At 65.2% G+C, this 17,701-nt stretch carries 17 protein-coding genes and 1 pseudogene; 6 read left to right on the plus strand and 12 right to left on the minus strand.

What is annotated here, in order from left to right:
- Positions 1-22: 22 nt before the first annotated feature.
- On the minus strand, positions 23-556 hold the full coding sequence (locus CWO91_RS17800) for a DUF2244 domain-containing protein (RefSeq protein WP_130214848.1): 534 nt from the start codon (positions 554-556) through the stop codon (positions 23-25).
- Positions 557-578: 22 nt separating this feature from the next.
- Here CWO91_RS17800 and nth point away from each other — a divergent pair, with 22 nt between their 5' ends.
- Positions 579-1,331 (plus strand): endonuclease III, encoded by a 753-nt coding sequence (nth, locus tag CWO91_RS17805; RefSeq protein WP_165405522.1) that lies wholly within the window; start codon positions 579-581, stop codon positions 1,329-1,331.
- Positions 1,332-1,352: 21 nt separating this feature from the next.
- On the opposite strand, the gene CWO91_RS17810 is transcribed toward nth, so the two are convergent.
- The 3 genes from CWO91_RS17810 to CWO91_RS17820 all read right to left on the minus strand — a co-directional run bounded on the left by CWO91_RS17810 (position 1,353) and on the right by CWO91_RS17820 (position 5,458).
- A complete protein-coding gene (locus CWO91_RS17810; RefSeq protein WP_130214850.1) occupies positions 1,353-2,093 on the minus strand; it encodes a sulfate transporter family protein in 741 nt (246 codons plus the stop codon).
- Positions 2,094-2,371: 278 nt separating this feature from the next.
- The gene (gene nikR / locus CWO91_RS17815; protein ID WP_130214852.1) at positions 2,372-2,818 is read right to left on the minus strand and encodes a nickel-responsive transcriptional regulator NikR; all 447 of its coding nucleotides are present in this window, start codon (positions 2,816-2,818) and stop codon (positions 2,372-2,374) included.
- A 177-nt stretch (positions 2,819-2,995) separates the two neighbouring features.
- A complete protein-coding gene (locus tag CWO91_RS17820) occupies positions 2,996-5,458 on the minus strand; it encodes a heavy metal translocating P-type ATPase (RefSeq protein WP_165405523.1) in 2,463 nt (820 codons plus the stop codon).
- Between the two features lie 50 nt (positions 5,459-5,508).
- Here CWO91_RS17820 and CWO91_RS17825 point away from each other — a divergent pair, with 50 nt between their 5' ends.
- The gene (locus tag CWO91_RS17825) at positions 5,509-5,784 is read left to right on the plus strand and encodes a metal-sensitive transcriptional regulator (RefSeq protein ID WP_130214856.1); all 276 of its coding nucleotides are present in this window, start codon (positions 5,509-5,511) and stop codon (positions 5,782-5,784) included.
- A gap of 242 nt (positions 5,785-6,026) precedes the next feature.
- On the opposite strand, the gene CWO91_RS17830 is transcribed toward CWO91_RS17825, so the two are convergent.
- Positions 6,027-6,992 carry a YiiX/YebB-like N1pC/P60 family cysteine hydrolase gene (locus CWO91_RS17830; RefSeq protein ID WP_130214858.1) on the minus strand — a complete coding sequence of 322 codons (966 nt, stop codon included), beginning with the start codon at positions 6,990-6,992 and terminating at the stop codon, positions 6,027-6,029.
- A gap of 192 nt (positions 6,993-7,184) precedes the next feature.
- Between CWO91_RS17830 and CWO91_RS17835 the strand changes: the two genes are divergently transcribed.
- Positions 7,185-8,573 carry a flavin monoamine oxidase family protein gene (locus CWO91_RS17835; RefSeq protein ID WP_130214860.1) on the plus strand — a complete coding sequence of 463 codons (1,389 nt, stop codon included), beginning with the start codon at positions 7,185-7,187 and terminating at the stop codon, positions 8,571-8,573.
- A gap of 166 nt (positions 8,574-8,739) precedes the next feature.
- On the opposite strand, the gene CWO91_RS17840 is transcribed toward CWO91_RS17835, so the two are convergent.
- The 6 genes and pseudogenes from CWO91_RS17840 to rpmI all read right to left on the minus strand — a co-directional run bounded on the left by CWO91_RS17840 (position 8,740) and on the right by rpmI (position 14,483).
- Positions 8,740-9,510: a sulfite exporter TauE/SafE family protein gene (locus CWO91_RS17840; protein WP_130214862.1), complete on the minus strand. Its 771-nt coding sequence runs from the start codon at positions 9,508-9,510 to the stop codon at positions 8,740-8,742.
- Positions 9,507-11,914 (minus strand): annotated as a pseudogene (pheT, locus tag CWO91_RS17845) (phenylalanine--tRNA ligase subunit beta). Before pheT ends, CWO91_RS17840 begins: the two are co-directional and overlap by 4 nt.
- Entirely contained in the window at positions 11,911-12,357 is a 447-nt protein-coding gene (locus CWO91_RS17850; RefSeq protein WP_245471290.1) for an endonuclease domain-containing protein, read from the minus strand. The pseudogene pheT and the gene CWO91_RS17850 overlap by 4 nt, the downstream one beginning before the upstream one ends.
- Before the next feature lie 215 nt (positions 12,358-12,572).
- A complete protein-coding gene (gene pheS / locus CWO91_RS17855; RefSeq protein ID WP_130214864.1) occupies positions 12,573-13,655 on the minus strand; it encodes a phenylalanine--tRNA ligase subunit alpha in 1,083 nt (360 codons plus the stop codon).
- 187 nt (positions 13,656-13,842) lie between these two features.
- Positions 13,843-14,202, minus strand: a complete 360-nt coding sequence (gene rplT / locus CWO91_RS17860; RefSeq protein WP_027550107.1) for a 50S ribosomal protein L20 — start codon at positions 14,200-14,202, stop codon at positions 13,843-13,845.
- An 80-nt stretch (positions 14,203-14,282) separates the two neighbouring features.
- Positions 14,283-14,483, minus strand: a complete 201-nt coding sequence (rpmI, locus tag CWO91_RS17865; RefSeq protein ID WP_008539890.1) for a 50S ribosomal protein L35 — start codon at positions 14,481-14,483, stop codon at positions 14,283-14,285.
- A 275-nt stretch (positions 14,484-14,758) separates the two neighbouring features.
- On the opposite strand from rpmI, the gene CWO91_RS17870 reads away from it, so the two are divergent.
- Entirely contained in the window at positions 14,759-15,154 is a 396-nt protein-coding gene (locus CWO91_RS17870; protein WP_130214866.1) for a hypothetical protein, read from the plus strand.
- Positions 15,155-15,391: 237 nt separating this feature from the next.
- On the opposite strand, the gene infC is transcribed toward CWO91_RS17870, so the two are convergent.
- Positions 15,392-15,931: a translation initiation factor IF-3 gene (gene infC / locus CWO91_RS17875; RefSeq protein ID WP_130214910.1), complete on the minus strand. Its 540-nt coding sequence runs from the start codon at positions 15,929-15,931 to the stop codon at positions 15,392-15,394.
- Between the two features lie 250 nt (positions 15,932-16,181).
- Between infC and CWO91_RS17880 the strand changes: the two genes are divergently transcribed.
- Together CWO91_RS17880 and CWO91_RS17890 are read left to right on the plus strand one after the other, a co-directional pair.
- A complete protein-coding gene (locus CWO91_RS17880) occupies positions 16,182-16,982 on the plus strand; it encodes an alpha/beta hydrolase (protein WP_130214868.1) in 801 nt (266 codons plus the stop codon).
- 139 nt (positions 16,983-17,121) lie between these two features.
- A complete protein-coding gene (locus tag CWO91_RS17890; RefSeq protein ID WP_165405524.1) occupies positions 17,122-17,589 on the plus strand; it encodes a nuclear transport factor 2 family protein in 468 nt (155 codons plus the stop codon).
- Positions 17,590-17,701 lie beyond the last annotated feature (112 nt).

Consider the following 17,701-nt stretch of genomic DNA (forward strand, 5'->3'; position numbering starts at 1 on the left):
CCACCCGATTTCTGATCTGGAATCAGGCGATGGGATTGTAGGTCGGGCCGTGCTTGGCGGCGTTCAACGCCTCTATCAAGCCTTTGTAAAAGCTCGCTTTTTCGTCAGGTCCCAGGAAGCGGGCGATCTGGATCTGATGGCCGCGCGAAATCAGATAGAGATGCTCGATGCCAAAGTCCTCGTCGATTTCCATGTCGAGCCGGACCCAGAGCGGATTGAACGTCCATTCGGCGACCTGGCCGCGATCACTGATGCGGCGCACGCGCAATTCGGAAAGGGTGACCACGATCTCCTCGCTGGCCCGTGCGGCGCGGAAATTGGCCTTGAAGGCCCACCAGATCACGAGAACGTCGAGCCCGAAGAAGCCCAATACCGGCCAGGCCCCCATCATCAGGAAGGCGAGGCCCGTGACGAAGCTGACGACGCTCAGGAACAGCATCACGGCGAGGAAGCCGGTGCGGTTCAGCGAGCGGTGTGGCGTCAGCAGCGCGGAGAAGATCTGCACTTCGCGCTGATCTTCAGAGCCCTTGCGCTCAATTTCGTTGCCTGTGCTCATCGTCCCTCAGTATATCCCGATCATGGCGAAAATCACCCGCAAGCCGGCTCCGCGCAAAGCGGCCGTGCCGAAGAAGAAGGCAAAACCGGCCGCGGCGAAGCCGAAACCGCCCGCGAAAAAGTCGCGCAAAGCCACAAAACCCTGGACGCCCGCCGAAATTCACGAGGCCTTCAGCCGTTTCCGCAAGGCCAATCCGGAGCCGAAGGGCGAGCTTGAGCACATCAATCCGTTCACGCTGCTGGTCGCCGTGGTGCTGTCGGCGCAGGCGACCGACGCCGGCGTCAACAAGGCGACGCGCGCGTTGTTCGAGGTGGCCGACACCCCGCAGAAGATGCTCGATCTCGGCGAGGAGCGCCTGCGCGAGTACATCAAGAGCATCGGCCTCTATCGCACCAAGGCGAAGAACGTCATTGCGCTATCGGCAAAAGTGCTCAGCGAGTTCGGCGGCGAGGTGCCGCGCACGCGCGCCGGGATCGAGTCGCTGCCCGGCGCCGGACGCAAGACTGCGAACGTCGTGCTCAACATGGCCTTTGGCGAGCACACGATGGCGGTCGACACGCATGTCTTCCGCGTTGGCAATCGCACCGGGCTTGCGCCGGGCAAGACACCGCTCGAGGTCGAGCTCGGTCTCGAAAAGGTGATCCCGGCCGAGTTCATGCGGCACGCCCATCACTGGCTGATCCTGCACGGCCGCTATACTTGCCTCGCGCGCAAGCCGCGCTGCGAGGTCTGCCTGATCAACGATCTCTGCCGGTGGCCGGAGAAGACAGTCTGAGACAGTGCCGCGTCAGGCGCGTCACCGCATCTGTCGCGCCGGCTCGATCAGCTCGGGCCGCGAGCCGGATAGCCGCTTGTGCATGTGGACCATGAAGGCCATGCCGAAGATCGGCGTCGCCAGATTCACGATCGGAATCGAGACGAAGGCGGCGATGAACAGGCCGGCGGTGAAGATGGTCGCGGCGTTGTCGCGCCGCATCGCCTTGGCTTCCTCCGGCGGGCGGAAGCGCATGGCCGCGAGCTCGAAATATTCCCGGCCGAGCAGCCAGGCGGCGGCGATGAAGAAGATCAGGAAGCCGGCACCGGCGAACAACACCAGCGGCAGAGCGACGAGGTAGACCAGGATCGTCAGCAATGCGGTCTTGACGCCCTCGAGGATTGCCTGGCTGAACGGCAGCGCGACGCCGGGCCGCTCGGCGGGATAATGCTCACGCTCGACGATGTCGGCGACGTCGTCGACGAACAGGCTCGCCACCAGCGAGGTGATCGCGGGCATCAGGAAAATGCCGCCGAACACGACGCCGAGGCCGGCCGCGATCGAGACGATCCACGAGAGGACCTCGATCGAGGCGTGCCAGCCCGGCCCGAGCAGGCCCTCCAGCCAGACCTCGCCAGAGGTCGCAAACCAGCTGAGAAGCCGTTGCAGGCCGATCGCCAGCACGGTGATCAGCACCAGCGCTAGCCCGATCGATCGCCACAGGATCGAGCGCATCGGCGGCGAGATCATTTGCGACAACGCCTTCACGGCGGCATCCAGCATCGGGCACCCTCTGCGGTAAGCTACCCGCGAGAGGTAGACATGCAAGGCAGCTTCGGCAAGGGCGGGCGGCTGAGGTCTGCGGATTAAGAGTCTCGTGTGTCCCCGGACGCAGTATCGTAGGGTGGGCAAAGCGAAGCGTGCCCACCGCTTTTGTTTCGGTGTTGGATCGATGGTGGGCACGGCGCAAATGCGCCTTTGCCCACCCTACGATTTTGAGCTAGCGGATGGAGACCCCTCATCTACAAGGGGCACGCACCGCCTGCGCAGCTGGATGTCAGCTACTCGTGCCGGTGACCGTGCTTCCGCGCCTTCACGTGCTTGCCCTCGCCGGTCGGAATCATCACCACGCGGCCGTAGCGCACGCCGCGTTCGGCGATGATGTGGTCGGCGAAATGCTTGACCTCGGAGGCCGCGCCGCGCAGCGCCGTCATCTCCATGCAATTGTTGTCGTCGAGATGAACGTGCAGGGTCGCCAGTGCGAGGTCGTGATGGCCGTGGAATTCCTGCACTAGCCGTTTCGAGAGATCGCGCGCGGCGTGGTCGTAGACATAGACGAGGCCGGCGACGCAGCGACCGGTCTGCGCGGTGTCCTCGGTGCTCTGTTGCAGGCCGGCGCGGGCGAGATCGCGGATGATCTCGCTGCGGTTCTGGTAGCCGCGTGCTTCCGCCGCCGCGTCGATCTCCGCCAGCAGATCATCCTCGATCGTGATCGTAATTCGCTGCATCAGATGCTCTCCGTGCGTGCCGCGGCAAGACGCTGGCTCGTTCGTGTGTAGCCCGGATGGAGCGAAGCGCAATCCGGGATAATCTCTATGCAGACAGAACCCGGATTTTCGCTTCGCTCCATCCAGGCTACGCACACCTTACCTCGCTCCGCGAACGAAGCGAGGGGGGCGCCAGCCTCACAGCCGCGTCGCGCGCAAGCGCAGCGCGTTCCCGACCACGCTCACCGAGGACAGCGCCATCGCCGCCGCGGCGATGATCGGTGACAGCAGCAAGCCGAAGGCCGGATAGAGGATGCCGGCCGCGATCGGGATACCGGCAGCGTTGTAGATGAAGGCGAAGAACAGGTTCTGGCGGATGTTGCTCATCGTCGCCTGCGAGAGTCTTCGCGCCCGCACGATGCCGACGAGATCGCCCTTGAGCAGGGTCACGCCGGCGCTCTCCATCGCCACATCGGTGCCAGTGCCCATGGCGATGCCGACTTCGGCCGCCGCCAGCGCCGGCGCGTCGTTGACGCCGTCGCCGGCCATCGCGACGCTGCGGCCGGCCTTTTGCAGCTTGGTCACCACCGCGCTCTTCTGGTCCGGCAACACTTCGGCCTCGACCTCGGCGATGCCGAGCCGGCGCGCCACCGCTTGCGCCGTCGTGCGGTTGTCGCCGGTCAGCATGATGACTTTGATGCCTTCAGCGGCGAGTGCCTTCAGCGCCTCCGGGGTCGAAGCCTTGACCGGATCGGCGATCGCGAACAGGCCGGCAAGCCGGCCGTCCAGGGCCATGTTGATCACGGTCGCACCGTCGCCGCGCAGCCGTTCTGCCTCCGCATCGAGCACCTTGGTGTCGATGCCGATCGACGTCAGATATCTGGCATTGCCGAGCACGACGGTCTTGCCGTCGACCTTGCCGGTCGCGCCCTTGCCGGTCGGCGAGTCAAAATGCTCGACTTGGCTAAGAGTGAGCTGCTTCTCTTTTGCCGCGCGCACGATCGCGTCGGCCAGGGGATGCTCGCTGGCACGCTCGACGCTGGCGGCGAGGCGAAGGACGTCATCCTCGGCAAAGCCGGCAGCCGGTACGATCGCCACCACCTTGGGCTTGCCCTCGGTCAGCGTGCCGGTCTTGTCGACCACCAGCGTGTCGATCTTCTCCATCCGCTCCAGCGCCTCGGCATTCTTGATCAGCACGCCTGCTTGCGCGCCGCGACCGACGCCGACCATGATCGACATCGGGGTCGCAAGTCCGAGTGCACAGGGGCAGGCGATGATCAGCACGCTCACCGCAGCGACCAAGCCGAAAGCGAGCCGCGGCTCCGGCCCGAACCACGACCAGGCCGCAAAGGCGGCGATGGCGACGACGATCACGGCCGGCACGAACCAGCCGGCGACCTGATCGGCCAGCCGCTGGATCGGCGCGCGCGAGCGCTGCGCGTCGGCGACCATCTGCACGATCTGCGACAGCAGCGTCTCGCGTCCCACCTTGTCGGCGCGCATGATGAAGCTGCCGGACTGGTTGAGCGTGCCGGCGATCACCTTGGCTCCGCTCTCCTTGGTGACCGGCATGGATTCGCCCGTGACCAGCGATTCATCGAGCGAGGAGCGTCCTTCGAGGATCACGCCGTCGACCGGCACCTTCTCGCCGGGACGAACGCGCAAGCGGTCGCCGGCATGCAGCGTATCGATCTCGACTTCATGCTCGCTGCCATCGGCATCGACGCGGCGCGCGGTCTTCGGCGCGAGCTGGAGCAGCGCCTTGATCGCGCCCGAGGTCGCATCGCGGGCGCGCAGCTCCAGCACCTGACCGAGCAGAACCAGCACGGTGATCACGGCAGCCGCCTCGAAATAGACGGCGACCGCACCCTCATGGCCACGGAAGGTGGCAGGGAACATCTGCGGCGCGACGGTGCCGATGATGCTGTAGACATAGGCGACGCCCGTGCCCATCGCGATCAGCGTGAACATGTTGAGGTTGCGCGTCAGCAGCGACTGCCAGCCGCGGACGAAGAACGGCCAGCCGGCCCACAGCACCACGGGCGTGGCGAAGACGAGCTGGATCCAGTTCGACAATGTCTGGTCCATCCAGTTGTGCGGGCCCGCGAGGTGGCCGCCCATCTCCAGCACCACGGCTGGCAGCGCCAGCGCGCCGCCGATCCAGAACCGCCGGGTCATGTCGGCAAGCTCCGGATTGGGCCCGGTCTCGAGGCTCGCGACTTCCGGCTCCAGCGCCATGCCGCAGATCGGGCAGGTGCCGGGGCCGACCTGGCGGATCTCGGGGTGCATCGGGCAGGTGTAGATCGTGCCCGCGGGCATCTCGGGCTCGGGTGCCTTGTCCTTGGCGAGATACTTGGCAGGGTCGGCGGCGAATTTGGTGCGGCAGCCGGCCGAGCAGAAATGGAAGGTCTCGCCGTGATGTGTGAGGTGGTGCTTCGACGTCGCGGGATCGACCGTCATGCCGCAGACGGGATCGAGAACCTTGGTCGCGGCATCACCTTGCTCATGCGCGTGATGATGGGCGTGGCCGGCGTGATCGCCGTGTCCGCCGCAGCAGGAGGACGCCGGCTCGGGCGCTGCGGGTTTGGCCTTGGCGGAACAACCGCACCCCGAATGTCCATCCGTGGCGTCGTGATGATGCTTGTGTTCGCTGCTGTTCATTTCCATGCTCCGGCCTTGCAACCTATACCCGGTAGGGGTATATAGACCCCATGCGCAAGGACATCAAGGCATCTGTCGGAAAACGTCTCGGCCGGATCGAGGGCCAGGTTCGCGGCCTCTCGAAAATGGTAGAGGAAGACCGCTACTGCATCGACATCGTCACGCAGATCTCGGCGGTGCGCGCCGCGCTGCGCCGGGTCGAGGAGGAGATCCTGAAGGATCACGTCGCCCATTGCGTCGAGCACGCCATCGCCAGCGGCGACAAGGCCGATCAGCGCGAGAAGCTCGCGGAGCTGATGGCAGTGATCGGACGGGCGGAGCGGTAATTCTCGTCATTGCGAGCGCAGCGAAGCAATCCAGACTGTCTCTGGTCCGCCATCGGCCGGTGCCAAACTCGCAATGACGGGAAAGAGAAACGCCACATCCCCCTCATCGTCGTCCCGGCGAAGGCCGGGACCCATAACCTCAGGGAGGGGTTTGGCGAAGACTCGTCATTCGGTGCTCTCACCGCACGCAATCGATAGATCACGCGGTATGGGTCCCGGCCTTCGCCGGGACGACAGTGGAGCTACGCCGCCCTCTCTCTTGCCCGGCCCCGCCGCCGCGGGCGGTACATCGCCAGCCTCTTCAGCAGCGGGAAATGCCCGGCCATCTCGGCAGGTTGCTTGCTCACTTCCTCAGCCGAAATCTCAGCCGGCGTCTCTTCGTCAATCGCTTCAGGAACGAGCGGCGGCGCACGGAGCGTTTCTGGAAACACACTGAATGTGCCCGCCACCTCCTCGAGCGGCTTCTGCTTGTCGGCCCAGTGCAAGGCGGTGTAGTCGAAGCCGTGCACGATGGTGGGTTTGACGACTTCGAAATAGGGCGAGATGTCGAAGTCGCGGGGCATGTAGAGCGAGGAATCGCGGATGTGCAGGATCTCGCGGCGCGCAGCGCGGCTGCCGGCCTTGGTGATCTTCGGCAGGATCGGGTAGCGCACTGCGTCGAACGCCTGCGCGATCAGCGCCGAGCAAATGATCTTGGTCGGATCGCCCGATCCCAGCGCGATCATGCGCCGCCGCCAGCGCTGTGGCACCGGCAGCGGGAACAGGAAGCGCATGAGGTCGACGATGTTCTTGGTGTCGTAGCCGAAGCCGATGCGGTTGATCGCATAGCGGCAGACGGTGGTGCGGTCCTCATGGGACAGTCCGACCGGGCGGCAAACGCGGGTGTGATAGGGGAAATATTTCGACAAAGGCGCAGAGGTGACGCCCTCGCCGATATTGGCCTCGATCAGCACATGCGGTTCGCCGTCCGCCTCTTCCGCGCCCTCGATCGGACCGACATAGAGCGCAGCATGCGACCAGGTCGACTGCGTCAGATATTTGATGATGCCGGAGATGCGGTTGTTGCCCTCGACCAGCAGCACGTCGCCGGGCTCGATGACGCCGCGCAGGTGCTCCGGGTCGCTCGGCGTGAACGGCTCGTAGCCCGGCACCTCCTTCGAGAGGTACGCGGCAATCAGCTTGCCGACTGAGTCCAGGACCGTCCCCATTTCGAACTCCCCCCACGGCCTTTTCCGGCCGTCTTTTTCCCTTCTCTATCATGGTCGAAACGTGTTGCAATTCGGTTCATCACTCTGTGAGATCAAGCACGATTGATTCACCATGATGGTTGCTGTGCAACATCAGATACGGCAAGGTTCGCGGGCTGTTCCCGTTCGCCGCAAGTCCCCGGAAACCATGACATGACAATCACGCGTCGCGGTTTCCTTTCGGCGTCCGCGGCCCTTGCCGCGATGCCGGTGCTGCGCGCAACTGCCGCGCCCCTGCCGCGGGAGGCTGACATCGTCGTGATCGGCGCGGGGGCTGCGGGAATTGCCGCAGCGCGGCGCATCATGGCCGCCAACCGCAAGGTTGTGGTGGTGGAAGCGGCGGCCCAGATCGGCGGCCGTTGCATCACGGACAGCACGACTTTCGGCGCGCCGTTCGACCGCGGCGCGCGCTGGATGCACAATCCCGAGACCAATCCGATGATCCGGCTGGCGCGCGGCGCCGGGCTCGACGTGTTGCCGGCGCCATCGGGCCAGAAAATGCGCATCGGCCGCCGCAACGCACGCGCCGGCGAGACCGAGGAGTTCCTGGCTGCGCTGGTCCGCGCCAATCGCGCCATCGACGACGCCGCGCGCGGCAAGCTGGATACCTCCTGCGCCTCCGTGCTGCCAAAGGATCTCGGCGACTGGGCCGGCGCGGCCGAGTTCATGCTGGGCGCGGGCTTCGCCGGCAAGGATCTGAAGGAGCTTTCGGCGATCGACAAGACCCGCGCGCAGGACCGCAATGGCGCGATCGCCTGCCGCCAAGGTCTGGGGACGCTGATCGCGAAACTCGGCGAGCAGGCGCCGGTGGCGCTCTCGACGCCGGCGAGCCGGATCGTCTGGAGCAATCGCGACGTCGGCGTGGAGACTCCGAGCGGCAAGATCGCCGCCCGCGCCGCCATCATCACGGTCTCGACCAACGTGCTGACCTCTGGCGCGATCAAGTTCGCACCCGACATTCCGAAGCGCACGTTAGACGCGGCATCGAAGCTCACCCTCGGCAGCTATGATCATATCGTGCTGCAATTGCCGGGCAATCCGCTCGGGTTGTCGCGCGACGACATCCTGATCGAGCAAAGCAACTCGACGCGCACGGCCCGCATGTTCGCCAATATCGGCGGCTCCTCGCTGTGCTCGATCGACGTCGGCGGCTCGTTCGGCCGCGATCTCTCCGAACAGGGCGAGAAGGCGATGACGGCCTTCGCGAAGGAGTGGATCACCAAACTGTTCGGCAGCGAGGCTGCGGCCGCCGTGCAGAAGACCAGCGCGACGCGCTGGAATGCCTCGCCCTATGTCATGGGCGCGATGTCGGCGGCCTCGCCCGGCGGCCAGCTCTCGCGAAAGGTTTTGGCGGAGCCGATCGGCAACATGTTCCTCGCCGGCGAAGCCACCCACGACACGCTGTGGGGCACGGTCGACGGCGCCTGGGAAAGCGGCGAACGCGCCGCGGAGGCCGCGCTGCGCAAGATCGGCGCGCTCAAGGACGAGCCGGCGGACGTGCCGACGCAGTCGACGAAGAAGCGCAGGGCGCCGCGGCAGTAGGGCAACTGAGCGGTAACAAACTCCGCCGTCGTCCCGGCGAAGGCCGGGACCCATAACCACAAAACGTGGGTTGGCGAAGACTCGTAGTTCGGTACCTCTATCCGTCGCTGCCGATAGATCACGCGGTATGGATCCCGGCCTTCGCCGGGACGACTCGTGGAGAGAGTCAGCGCAACACGCCATCCAACGCCGGCAGCCCAAAAATCACCGCCAGCGCGATCAGCGCGTAGCAAATGCCGCGGAACACCTTCTCGCTGGCGCGGCCGAACAGGGAGGCGCCGAACGCGACGCCCATCGCATAGACCGGGCCGACGATCAGCGAAAGCACGAGCGACTCGCACGAGATCAGGCCCGTGGTCGCGTAACTGACCATCGAGAAGAAAGCCGACGCGCCGAAGAACAGCACGATGTTGGCGCGCGCGACGATCGGGGCGATGGGGCGCCCGAGCCAATAGCCGACGATCGGCGGGCCGCCGGTCTGCGCGAGGCCGCTACAGAAGCCGGATAGGCCGCCGATGCCGACCGAGAGCCAGGCGTGGTCCTTGCCGCGATAGCGCCAGCCCGACAGCAGCAGGAGCAGCAGCGCGGCGACGAAGCAGGAGATGATCCAGCGCGTGGTGACGGGCTCGAGCACGCTGAGGAAATAGGTGCCAAGGGGCACGCCGATCAGCGCGCCCAGCACGATCACGGCAGTGGCCTTGCGGTCCGCCTTGCGCCAGGCGTCGGGCAGGAGCGGCGCGGCCGCGGCGAAATCGATCACGAGCAGCAAGGCGGCAACGAGCCGCGGCGCAGCTATGCTGCTCGCCAGCGGCATGAAGATCAGTGCCGCGCCGAAGCCGGAGAAGCCGCGGGCTGTGCCCGAAATGAAAGCGACGGCGCAGAGCGCCATCGCAATGGTGAGGCTGACGTCCTTCGGGAAGAAGTCGGCGGGACTCATCCGCGCAAGGTGCCACCGGTCTTCTTCGTCACCTCGGCCACGACCTTCGCGGCGACGGCCTCGATCTCCTGGTCGGTCAGCGTCTTCTCGCGCGGCTGGATCGTCACCGCGATCGCGATCGACTTCTTGCCGTCGTCGATGCCCTTACCCTCGTAGACGTCGAAGACGTTGACGCCGGTGATCAGCTTCTTGTCGACGCCTTGCGCGGCGCGCACGATGTCGCCGGCCTTGACGGTACGATCGACGATGAAGGCGAAGTCGCGCGAGACCGGCTGGAAAGCCGACAGCTCGATCACAGGCTTGGCGCGGGTCGGCTTCTTCTTCGCCTCGGGGATGCGGTCGAGGATCACCTCGAACACCATCAAGGGGCCGTCGGCGCCAAGCGCCTCGAGCGCGCGCGGGTGCATCTCGCCGAAATAGCCGAGCACGTTCTGCGGGCCGATCTGGATCGTGCCCGAGCGTCCCGGATGCAGCCAGCCGGGACCACCGGCGACGATCTGAAGCGCCTGCATCGGCGTGCCGGCAGCGGCGAGCACCGCCAGCGCGTCCGCCTTGGCATCGAACACGTCGGCCTGCGCCGAACCGGACCAGTGCCGGCCGAGACCTTCCGAGCACGCAAAGCCGCGGCGCACGCCGCTCGCCGCCATGAATTGATCCTGCGGGCGGTCACCCCTGAACAGCTGCCCGACCTCGAACAGCGCGACATCGCCGAAACCACGATCGGCATTGGCCTGCGCCGCGGCGATCAGGCCCGCCAGCAGGGTCGGGCGCATGTCGGAGAGATCCGACGCGATCGGATTGGCGACTTCGAGCTCGCGCTGGCCGCCGCCGAACAAATTTGCCGCAGGTTTTGCGATGAACGACCACGTCACGGCCTCGACCATGCCGCGGCTCGCCAGCGCGCGCCGCGCGCGGCGGGTGCGCAGCTGGAGCGGGGTCAGCACCGGCTTGCGCGCGTCCTCGCCGCGCTCGAACGGCGTTTCCGGCACCTTGTCCACGCCGAAGATGCGGACGATCTCCTCGACGATGTCGGCCTTGCCGTGCACGTCGGTGCGCCAGGAGGGGACTGCGACCTTCACCACCGGGCCCGGCCCGCCATCATGAAACCGAGATGGGTCAGGATACGCTTCATCTCCGGCTGCGGCACTTCGATGCCGGACAGACGCTTGACCTCGGTGACTGGGAAATCGATCACGCGGTCGTCGCCGAAGGCCTTGCCGACCACCACGGTCTCCGACGGAGCGCCGCCGCACATCTCCATCACCAGCTTGGTCGCGAGCTCGAGCCCCGGCACCATGAAGGCCGGATCGACGCCGCGCTCGAAGCGGTAGCGCGCATCCGAATTGATGCCGAGCTTGCGGCCGGTCTGGGCGATGTTGATCTCGTTCCACAGCGCCGATTCGATCAGCACGTCGGTGGTGTTCTCGTCGCAGCCGGAAGCTTCGCCACCCATGATGCCGGCGAGCGATTCGACGCCGTGCTCGTCCGCGATCACGCAGATCGCCGGATCGAGATTGTAGGTGCGGCCGTCGAGTGCGAGCAGCGTCTCGCCCTCGCGGGCGCGGCGCACGACGAGATTGCCCTTCACCTTCTTGGCGTCGAACACATGCAGCGGCCGCGCGCGATCGAAGGTCATGAAATTGGTGATGTCGACCAGCGCGTTGATCGGGCGCAGCCCGATTGCGGTCAGCCGCTTCTGCAGCCATTCCGGCGACGGCCCGTTCTTGACGCCGCGCACGAGGCGCAGCGCGAAGCCCGGGCACAGCGTGGAATCCTCGACCGAGACGTTCACGGGGCAGGGGAATTCACCCTTGATCGGCTTGATCGTGGGGTCCTTGAACTTGCCCATGTCGGCGGCGGCAAGATCGCGCGCGATGCCGTGCACGCCGGTGCAGTCCTGCCGGTTCGGCGTCAGATTGATCTCGACCACGGGATCGCCAAGCGCGGCCCATTCGGCGTAGCCGGCGCCGATCGGGGCGTCCGCGGGCAATTCCATGATGCCATCATGGTCGTTGGAGATCTGCAGCTCGGCCGCCGAGCACAGCATGCCGCGGCTCTCGACGCCGCGGATGGTGCCGACACCGAGCGTGATGTCCTTGCCGGGAATGTAGGTGCCGGGCGGCGAGAACACGCTGACGAGCCCGGCCCGCGCATTCGGCGCGCCGCACACGACCTGCACCGGCGCGCCACCGTCACCGGTGTCGACCATGCAGACCCGCAGACGGTCCGCATTCGGATGCTGCTCGGCCGAGATCACCTTCGCAATGGTGAAGGGCTTGAGCGCCTTCGCCTTGTCCTCGATGTTCTCGACCTCGAGCCCGATCATGGTGAGCTTATCGGCGAGCTTGTCGAGCGGCTCGTCGGTCTCGAGATGATCTTTCAGCCAGGAGAGAGTGAATTTCATGGCTGCTTTTTCTCCACGGAGACGGTCTGCTCCCTCTCCCGCTTGCGGGGGAGGGTTGGGGTGGGGGCTCTCTCCGCGACGGTGGTCGCGATTGTTTCGAGAACGCCGCCACGATTGGTCATGACATCGAGATTGCTGAAGCGAAGCACTTTGAAGCCCTTGGCTTCGATCAGAGCTGAGCGACGCGCATCGGCGCGCTTGCCTTTGTCCGAGAAGTGTTGGCCGCCGTCGAGCTCGATGACGAGCTTCGCTGAATGGCAAATGAAATCGGCGATATAGTTCTCGATCGGCACTTGGCAGCGAAAGCTGGCGCCATTTAGCCGGTTGCCGCGCAGCTCCGACCAGAGGATTCGCTCTGCATCGGTTGAGTTGCGCCTGAGCGCGCGCGCATTGGCGCGCAGTCTGGGTGACACTTTCCAGTCCGGATGCTTGGGATCAACCATCGGCAGCCCCATTGCGGAGAAACCCTCACCCCAACCCTCCCCCGCAAGCGGGGGAGGGAGTTCGACCTGTCGAGCAGACACAGAATCCGTACCCATGAGACAAAGGCTACGCGCACGCTCCATCCGTTCCCTCCCCCGCTTGCGGGGGAGGGTCAGGGAGAGGGTTCTCTCCACGGAGGGAACGGAGAGAGTCTTCCTGTGTCCGAGCGTCGCCATCACGTGCTCAATCCTCCCGCCAGCGTCGGCACCTCCAGCGGCTTGAAGCCGTAATGGGATAGCCAGCGGACGTCGCTGTCGAACAGCTGGCGCAGATCGGCGATGCCGTATTTCAGCATGGCGATGCGGTCGATGCCCATGCCCCAGGCAAAGCCCTGGTACTCGTCGGGATCGATGCCGCAGGCGCGCAGCACGTTCGGATGCACCATGCCGCAGCCGAGAATCTCGAGCCAGTCCTCGCCCTCGCCGAAGCGGATCTCGCCCTTGTCGCGGCGGCACTGGATGTCGACTTCCAGCGACGGCTCGGTGAACGGGAAGAACGAGGGGCGGAAGCGCATGTTGATGTGATCGACCTCGAAGAACGCCTTGCAGAACTCGTGCAGGATCCATTTGAGGTGGCCGAGATGCGAGGTCTTGTCGATGACGAGGCCTTCGACCTGGTGGAATTGCGGCGTGTGGGTCGCGTCCGAATCGATGCGGTAGGTGCGGCCCGGGCAGATCACGCGGATCGGCGGCTTCTGGCTCAGCATGGTGCGTACCTGCACCGGCGAGGTGTGGGTCCGCAGCAGCATGCGCGAGCCGTCCTCCTTCGGATGGAAGAAGAAGGTGTCGTGCATCTCGCGCGCGGGATGGCCTTCCGGGAAGTTCAGCTTGGTGAAGTTGTAGTCGTCGGTCTCGATGTCGGGGCCTTCGGCGACCGAGAAGCCCATGTCGGCGAAGATCGTGGTCAGCTCGTCCCAAACCTGGCTCAGCGGATGGATGCGGCCGGCTTCAGCCGCCGCATCGCGCGGCGGCAGGGTGACGTCGATGGTCTCGGCAGCAAGCCGCGCATCGAGCGCCGCCGACTTCAAGACGTCGCGCCGCGACGCGAGCGCTTGGCTGACCTCGTCCTTGGCCTGGTTGATCGCGGCGCCCTGCGTCTTGCGCTCGTCCGGCGACATCTTGCCGAGCGTGGCGAGCAGCGCGGAGATCGAGCCCTTTTTGCCGAGGGCTGCGACGCGCACGGCCTCTAACGCCGCCTCGTCGGCGGCGGCGGCGATGTTGGCGGTGATCTGGGCTTGGAGCTGAGCAAGATCGGTCATGGCAATCCCTTTTGGCCAGGATGCTGAGCCGATGATCCTAGCCCGTCACACCCGGCACTCTGCCGGGCATCCACGTCGGAGAAGAGTGTTGGCGCGACAGGTGACGGCCGGGGCAATAAAGCGCGAGACGCGCCCCTACCCGGGCTATCACAAGCTGAATGCTGCGCAGAGCACAGTGGAAGACGGCTTACGCCGCCAGCGCAGCTTTTGCCTTCTCGGCGATCGCCTGGAACGCGGCGGGCTCGCGGATCGCGAGATCCGACAGCACCTTGCGGTCCACGGTGATGCCCGACTTGGCAAGGCCGTCGATAAATCGGCTGTAGGTCAGGCCGAACGGACGCACCGCGGCGTTGAGACGCTGGATCCAGAGCGCGCGGAAGGTGCGCTTGCGGCGCTTGCGGTCGCGGAAGGCGTATTGCTGGGCCTTCTCCACGGCCGGCTTGGCGGCGCGGATGGTGTTCTTGCGGCGGCCATAAAAACCCTTGGCGGCCTTGTAGACTTTCTTGTGCTTGGCGTGGGCGGTCACACCGCGTTTGACGCGAGACATGACAGAAATCCTTCAGAGATGACTTTGGTTTCGGGTCGCCGCGCGTAAGCGGGGCGAGGTGGCAGTGATCGTGGACGCGATCAGGCGTTCGGCAAGAAGTACTTCTTGACGTTGTCGCCGTCGGTCTTGAACAGCACGCGGGTGCCGCGGAGCTGACGGATCTGCTTCTTCGTCCGCTTGATCATGCCGTGACGCTTGCCGCGCTGGGCGTGCATCACTTTGCCGGTGGCAGTCACCTTGAAGCGCTTTTTGGCGCCCGATTTGGTCTTCAGCTTGGGCATTTGGCTCTCCTATGGCCACAACAGAAATCCGCCCGTGAAGGCGGTTGGCCGTCTAAAATGCTCGTTAGAGCGTTGATTGTGCTCAGGTTTTGCGAACAAGCGCGAAACCCGCACGGAACACCGCCACGGCAGCCCTTAATCAGCCGGGCGATGAAGGCTGGGCTTATGACAGAGCGGGAGCCAAATGGCAACGATGAACCGCCGGAACCTGCCCGCCGACTATTTGGGGTTGCCACCCCCAATATCCACGCCTTCATGTCCGGAGCAGGACCAAAATGGCCGATTTTCCGCAATCGATTTCCACCTTTGCCCGCCCGCGCCGCCTGGCGCTGCTCGCCGTGCTTGCCGCCGCCATGATGCCTTCGACTGCCGATGCCCGCGCCGGCGGCTATGACGGCATCTGGAACGTCACCTTCGCCACCACGAGGGGCAATTGCAGCTCCGGCTACAGCGTTCCCTTCACCGTCACCGGCAGCCGGGTGTCGTCTGCGGGCGGCGGGCGGGTGTCCGGCAAGGTCAATCGCGGGGGCACTGTGGCAGTCCAGGTCTCGGTCGGCGCCTCCCACGCCAGCGGCGGCGGCCGGCTCGCCGGCTTGAGCGGCGCCGGCTCCTGGAACGGCATTATCTCCGGCGACCAGTGCAGCGGCACGTGGCAGGCGACGAGGACGTAGCTGTCGCCAAGCGCTCGGTGCGCCCCCTCCCCCGCCTGCGGGGGAGGGTTGGGGAGAGGGTGTTTCCGCAAGCGAGAACCCCCAAGACGCGAAAGCCCTCACCCGCGCCTTCGGCGCGACCTCTCCCGCAAGCGGGGGAGGTTGCAGCAGCGCTCGCGGCTTGCCCCTCGACCAAAACAAAACGGCCCGCCGGAGATCCGGACGGGCCGTTGAACTCTCAGTCCTAACAAGCCGGCGTTAACGCGGCGCCAGCACCATGACGACCTGGCGACCCTCGAACCTTGCGTCCTGCTCGACCTTCGCGAGTTCGGCGACGTCGGTCTTGATCTTGTCCAGAAGCTTGGTGCCGATCTCCTGGTGCGCCATTTCGCGACCACGATAGCGCAGCGTAATCTTGACCTTGTCGCCCTCTTCGAAGAACCGCTGCATCGCGCGCATCTTCACGTCGTAATCGTGATCGTCGATCATCGGGCGGAGCTTGATCTCCTTGATCTCGACGGTCTTCTGCCGCTTGCGGGCTTCGGCGGCTTTCTTCTGAGCGGAATACTTGTACTTCCCGTAGTCCATGATCTTGCAGACGGGAGGGCTGGTATTCGGCGAAATCTCGACCAGATCCATGCCCGCGTCCTGGGCCATGCGGATGGCGACGACGGTCTCGACCGTGCCTTTGTTGTCACCGGTCTGATCGATCAGCTGGATCTGTGCATTGCGGATATCATCATTGATGCGGGGCCCGTCTTTGCTGGCAGCGGGCGGAGCTTTATTAGGACGGCGAATGGGTGGTTCTCCAAAGTTGTGAAGGAAGCGGCCATTTTGAAGGAAGATGCGTTTGCCGGCAAGCAAGTCGCTCGTGCGAGACGCGAAAAACCCTCAAATGCGAGGCATTTTGGTCACGCCCGTTGGCACGCAGACGACATAGACACCTTGCTTCTGTTCCGCAAGCGTTCCAAAGGGCCATTGCCGACACCGAATTGAGCTGCAGGGCGCGACCAAACAGCTCAAACCGCACAGCCAGAGTAAACGTTCCATGACCGATGCAATTCCCGATACCGTGCTCGACTTCATCGCTGTGGGCGAAGGCGCCACGGCGCGCAGGATCGCGGTGCGCCGCCGTGCCGGAAAGGGGCCCGGGCTGGTCTGGCTCGGCGGATTCAAATCGGACATGCAGGGCGGCAAAGCACTGGCGCTGGATGCGTGGGCCAGGGAGCACGGCCGCGCCGTGGTCCGGTTCGACTATTCCGGTCACGGCGAATCCGGCGGCGAGTTCGCCGATGGAACCATCGGGCGCTGGCTGGAGGAGAGCGTCGCGGTGTTCGAGCGCTTCTGCGACGGCCCGCAAATCCTGATCGGCTCCTCCATGGGCGGCTGGATGGCGCTGCTGCTCGCGCGCGAGATCAAGAAGCGCCAAGAGAAACAGCAAGCCAAGGCCTCGCTGGCCGGTCTCGTCCTGATCGCGCCGGCGCCCGACTTCACCGAGGAGCTGATGTGGAAGCATTTCTCGCCCGCGGTGAAGAAGGACATCGAGACCAAGGGCGTCTGGATGCGGCCGTCGGACTATGGCGACGGCTCGCCCTATCCGATCACGCGAAACCTGATCGAGGAGGGGCGCAATCACCTCGTGCTCGGCAGCGCCATCGATCTCGGCTGCCCCGTCCGCATCCTGCAAGGGGCGAAAGATCCCGACGTGCCGTGGCAGCACGCCTTCGCGCTGACGCATCGTTTGCCGGCCGACGACGTCGTGCTGACCATGATCCAGGACGGCGATCACCGCCTCTCCCGCCCGCAGGACATCGCGCGCATTCTTGCGGCGGTCGCGGAGATCGAGTGAAGTGTCTCTAAACACTCGATGTCATCGTCCACGAAAGCGGACGATCCAGTATTCCACCAGCGGTCGTTATTGAGCCGATGGGCCACGGCGTACTGGATGCCCGCCTTCGCGGGCATGACAGAAATTGGGAGCAACGCCAATGACCACCACCACCATGCTGCGCGCCTTCTGCGCTGCGGTCGAGCAGCGCAACGGCCGCGCCTTTGCTGAGCTGTTCACCGAGGACGGCGTCTATCACGACGTGTTCTACGGCGCGTTCGCCGGCCGCGCGAAGATCGCCGCGATGATCGACGATTGGTTCTATCGCACGGCGACCGATTTCCGCTGGGACATGCATGATCCCGTCACCGACGGCACCACGCTCTATGCGCGCTACACCTTCAGCTATCGCTCGACCCTGCCGGAAGCGAACGGCGCGCGGGCGATGTTCGAGGGCGTGGCGATCATGACGCTGACGGGCGGCAAGATCGCCAGCTATCACGAGGTCGCCAACACTGCGCCTGCGTTTGTCGACCTGAAATTTGCGCCGGAACGGATCGCGAAGATCGTCACCAAGCAGGGCGCCGAGCTGAAGGCGCGGCCGGAGATGCAGCGGCATTTGGCCTAGCTGTCATTCCGGGGCGCGCCCCTTGGCGCGAGCCCGGAATCCATTTCACCTCTTGGCCTGCGGCGCGATGGATTCCGGGTCTGCGCCTGACGGCGCATCCCGGAATGACGAG

Origin of the sequence: Bradyrhizobium genosp. SA-3, from assembly GCF_004212635.1 — a bacterium.
Classification (GTDB): domain Bacteria; phylum Pseudomonadota; class Alphaproteobacteria; order Rhizobiales; family Xanthobacteraceae; genus Bradyrhizobium.

Bases quoted from the DNA above. Each gene is read 5' to 3' on its own strand.
- CWO91_RS17800 (WP_130214848.1), bottom strand. From the start codon at position 556: ATGAGCACAGGCAACGAAATTGAGCGCAAGGGCTCTGAAGATCAGCGC.
- nth (WP_165405522.1), top strand. From the start codon at position 579: ATGGCGAAAATCACCCGCAAGCCGGCTCCGCGCAAAGCGGCCGTGCCG.
- CWO91_RS17810 (WP_130214850.1), bottom strand. From the start codon at position 2,093: ATGCTGGATGCCGCCGTGAAGGCGTTGTCGCAAATGATCTCGCCGCCG.
- nikR (WP_130214852.1), bottom strand. From the start codon at position 2,818: ATGCAGCGAATTACGATCACGATCGAGGATGATCTGCTGGCGGAGATC.
- CWO91_RS17820 (WP_165405523.1), bottom strand. From the start codon at position 5,458: ATGAACAGCAGCGAACACAAGCATCATCACGACGCCACGGATGGACAT.
- CWO91_RS17825 (WP_130214856.1), top strand. From the start codon at position 5,509: ATGCGCAAGGACATCAAGGCATCTGTCGGAAAACGTCTCGGCCGGATC.
- CWO91_RS17830 (WP_130214858.1), bottom strand. From the start codon at position 6,992: ATGGGGACGGTCCTGGACTCAGTCGGCAAGCTGATTGCCGCGTACCTC.
- CWO91_RS17835 (WP_130214860.1), top strand. From the start codon at position 7,185: ATGACAATCACGCGTCGCGGTTTCCTTTCGGCGTCCGCGGCCCTTGCC.
- CWO91_RS17840 (WP_130214862.1), bottom strand. From the start codon at position 9,510: ATGAGTCCCGCCGACTTCTTCCCGAAGGACGTCAGCCTCACCATTGCG.
- CWO91_RS17850 (WP_245471290.1), bottom strand. From the start codon at position 12,357: ATGGTTGATCCCAAGCATCCGGACTGGAAAGTGTCACCCAGACTGCGC.
- pheS (WP_130214864.1), bottom strand. From the start codon at position 13,655: ATGACCGATCTTGCTCAGCTCCAAGCCCAGATCACCGCCAACATCGCC.
- rplT (WP_027550107.1), bottom strand. From the start codon at position 14,202: ATGTCTCGCGTCAAACGCGGTGTGACCGCCCACGCCAAGCACAAGAAA.
- rpmI (WP_008539890.1), bottom strand. From the start codon at position 14,483: ATGCCCAAGCTGAAGACCAAATCGGGCGCCAAAAAGCGCTTCAAGGTG.
- CWO91_RS17870 (WP_130214866.1), top strand. From the start codon at position 14,759: ATGGCCGATTTTCCGCAATCGATTTCCACCTTTGCCCGCCCGCGCCGC.
- CWO91_RS17880 (WP_130214868.1), top strand. From the start codon at position 16,182: ATGACCGATGCAATTCCCGATACCGTGCTCGACTTCATCGCTGTGGGC.
- CWO91_RS17890 (WP_165405524.1), top strand. From the start codon at position 17,122: ATGACCACCACCACCATGCTGCGCGCCTTCTGCGCTGCGGTCGAGCAG.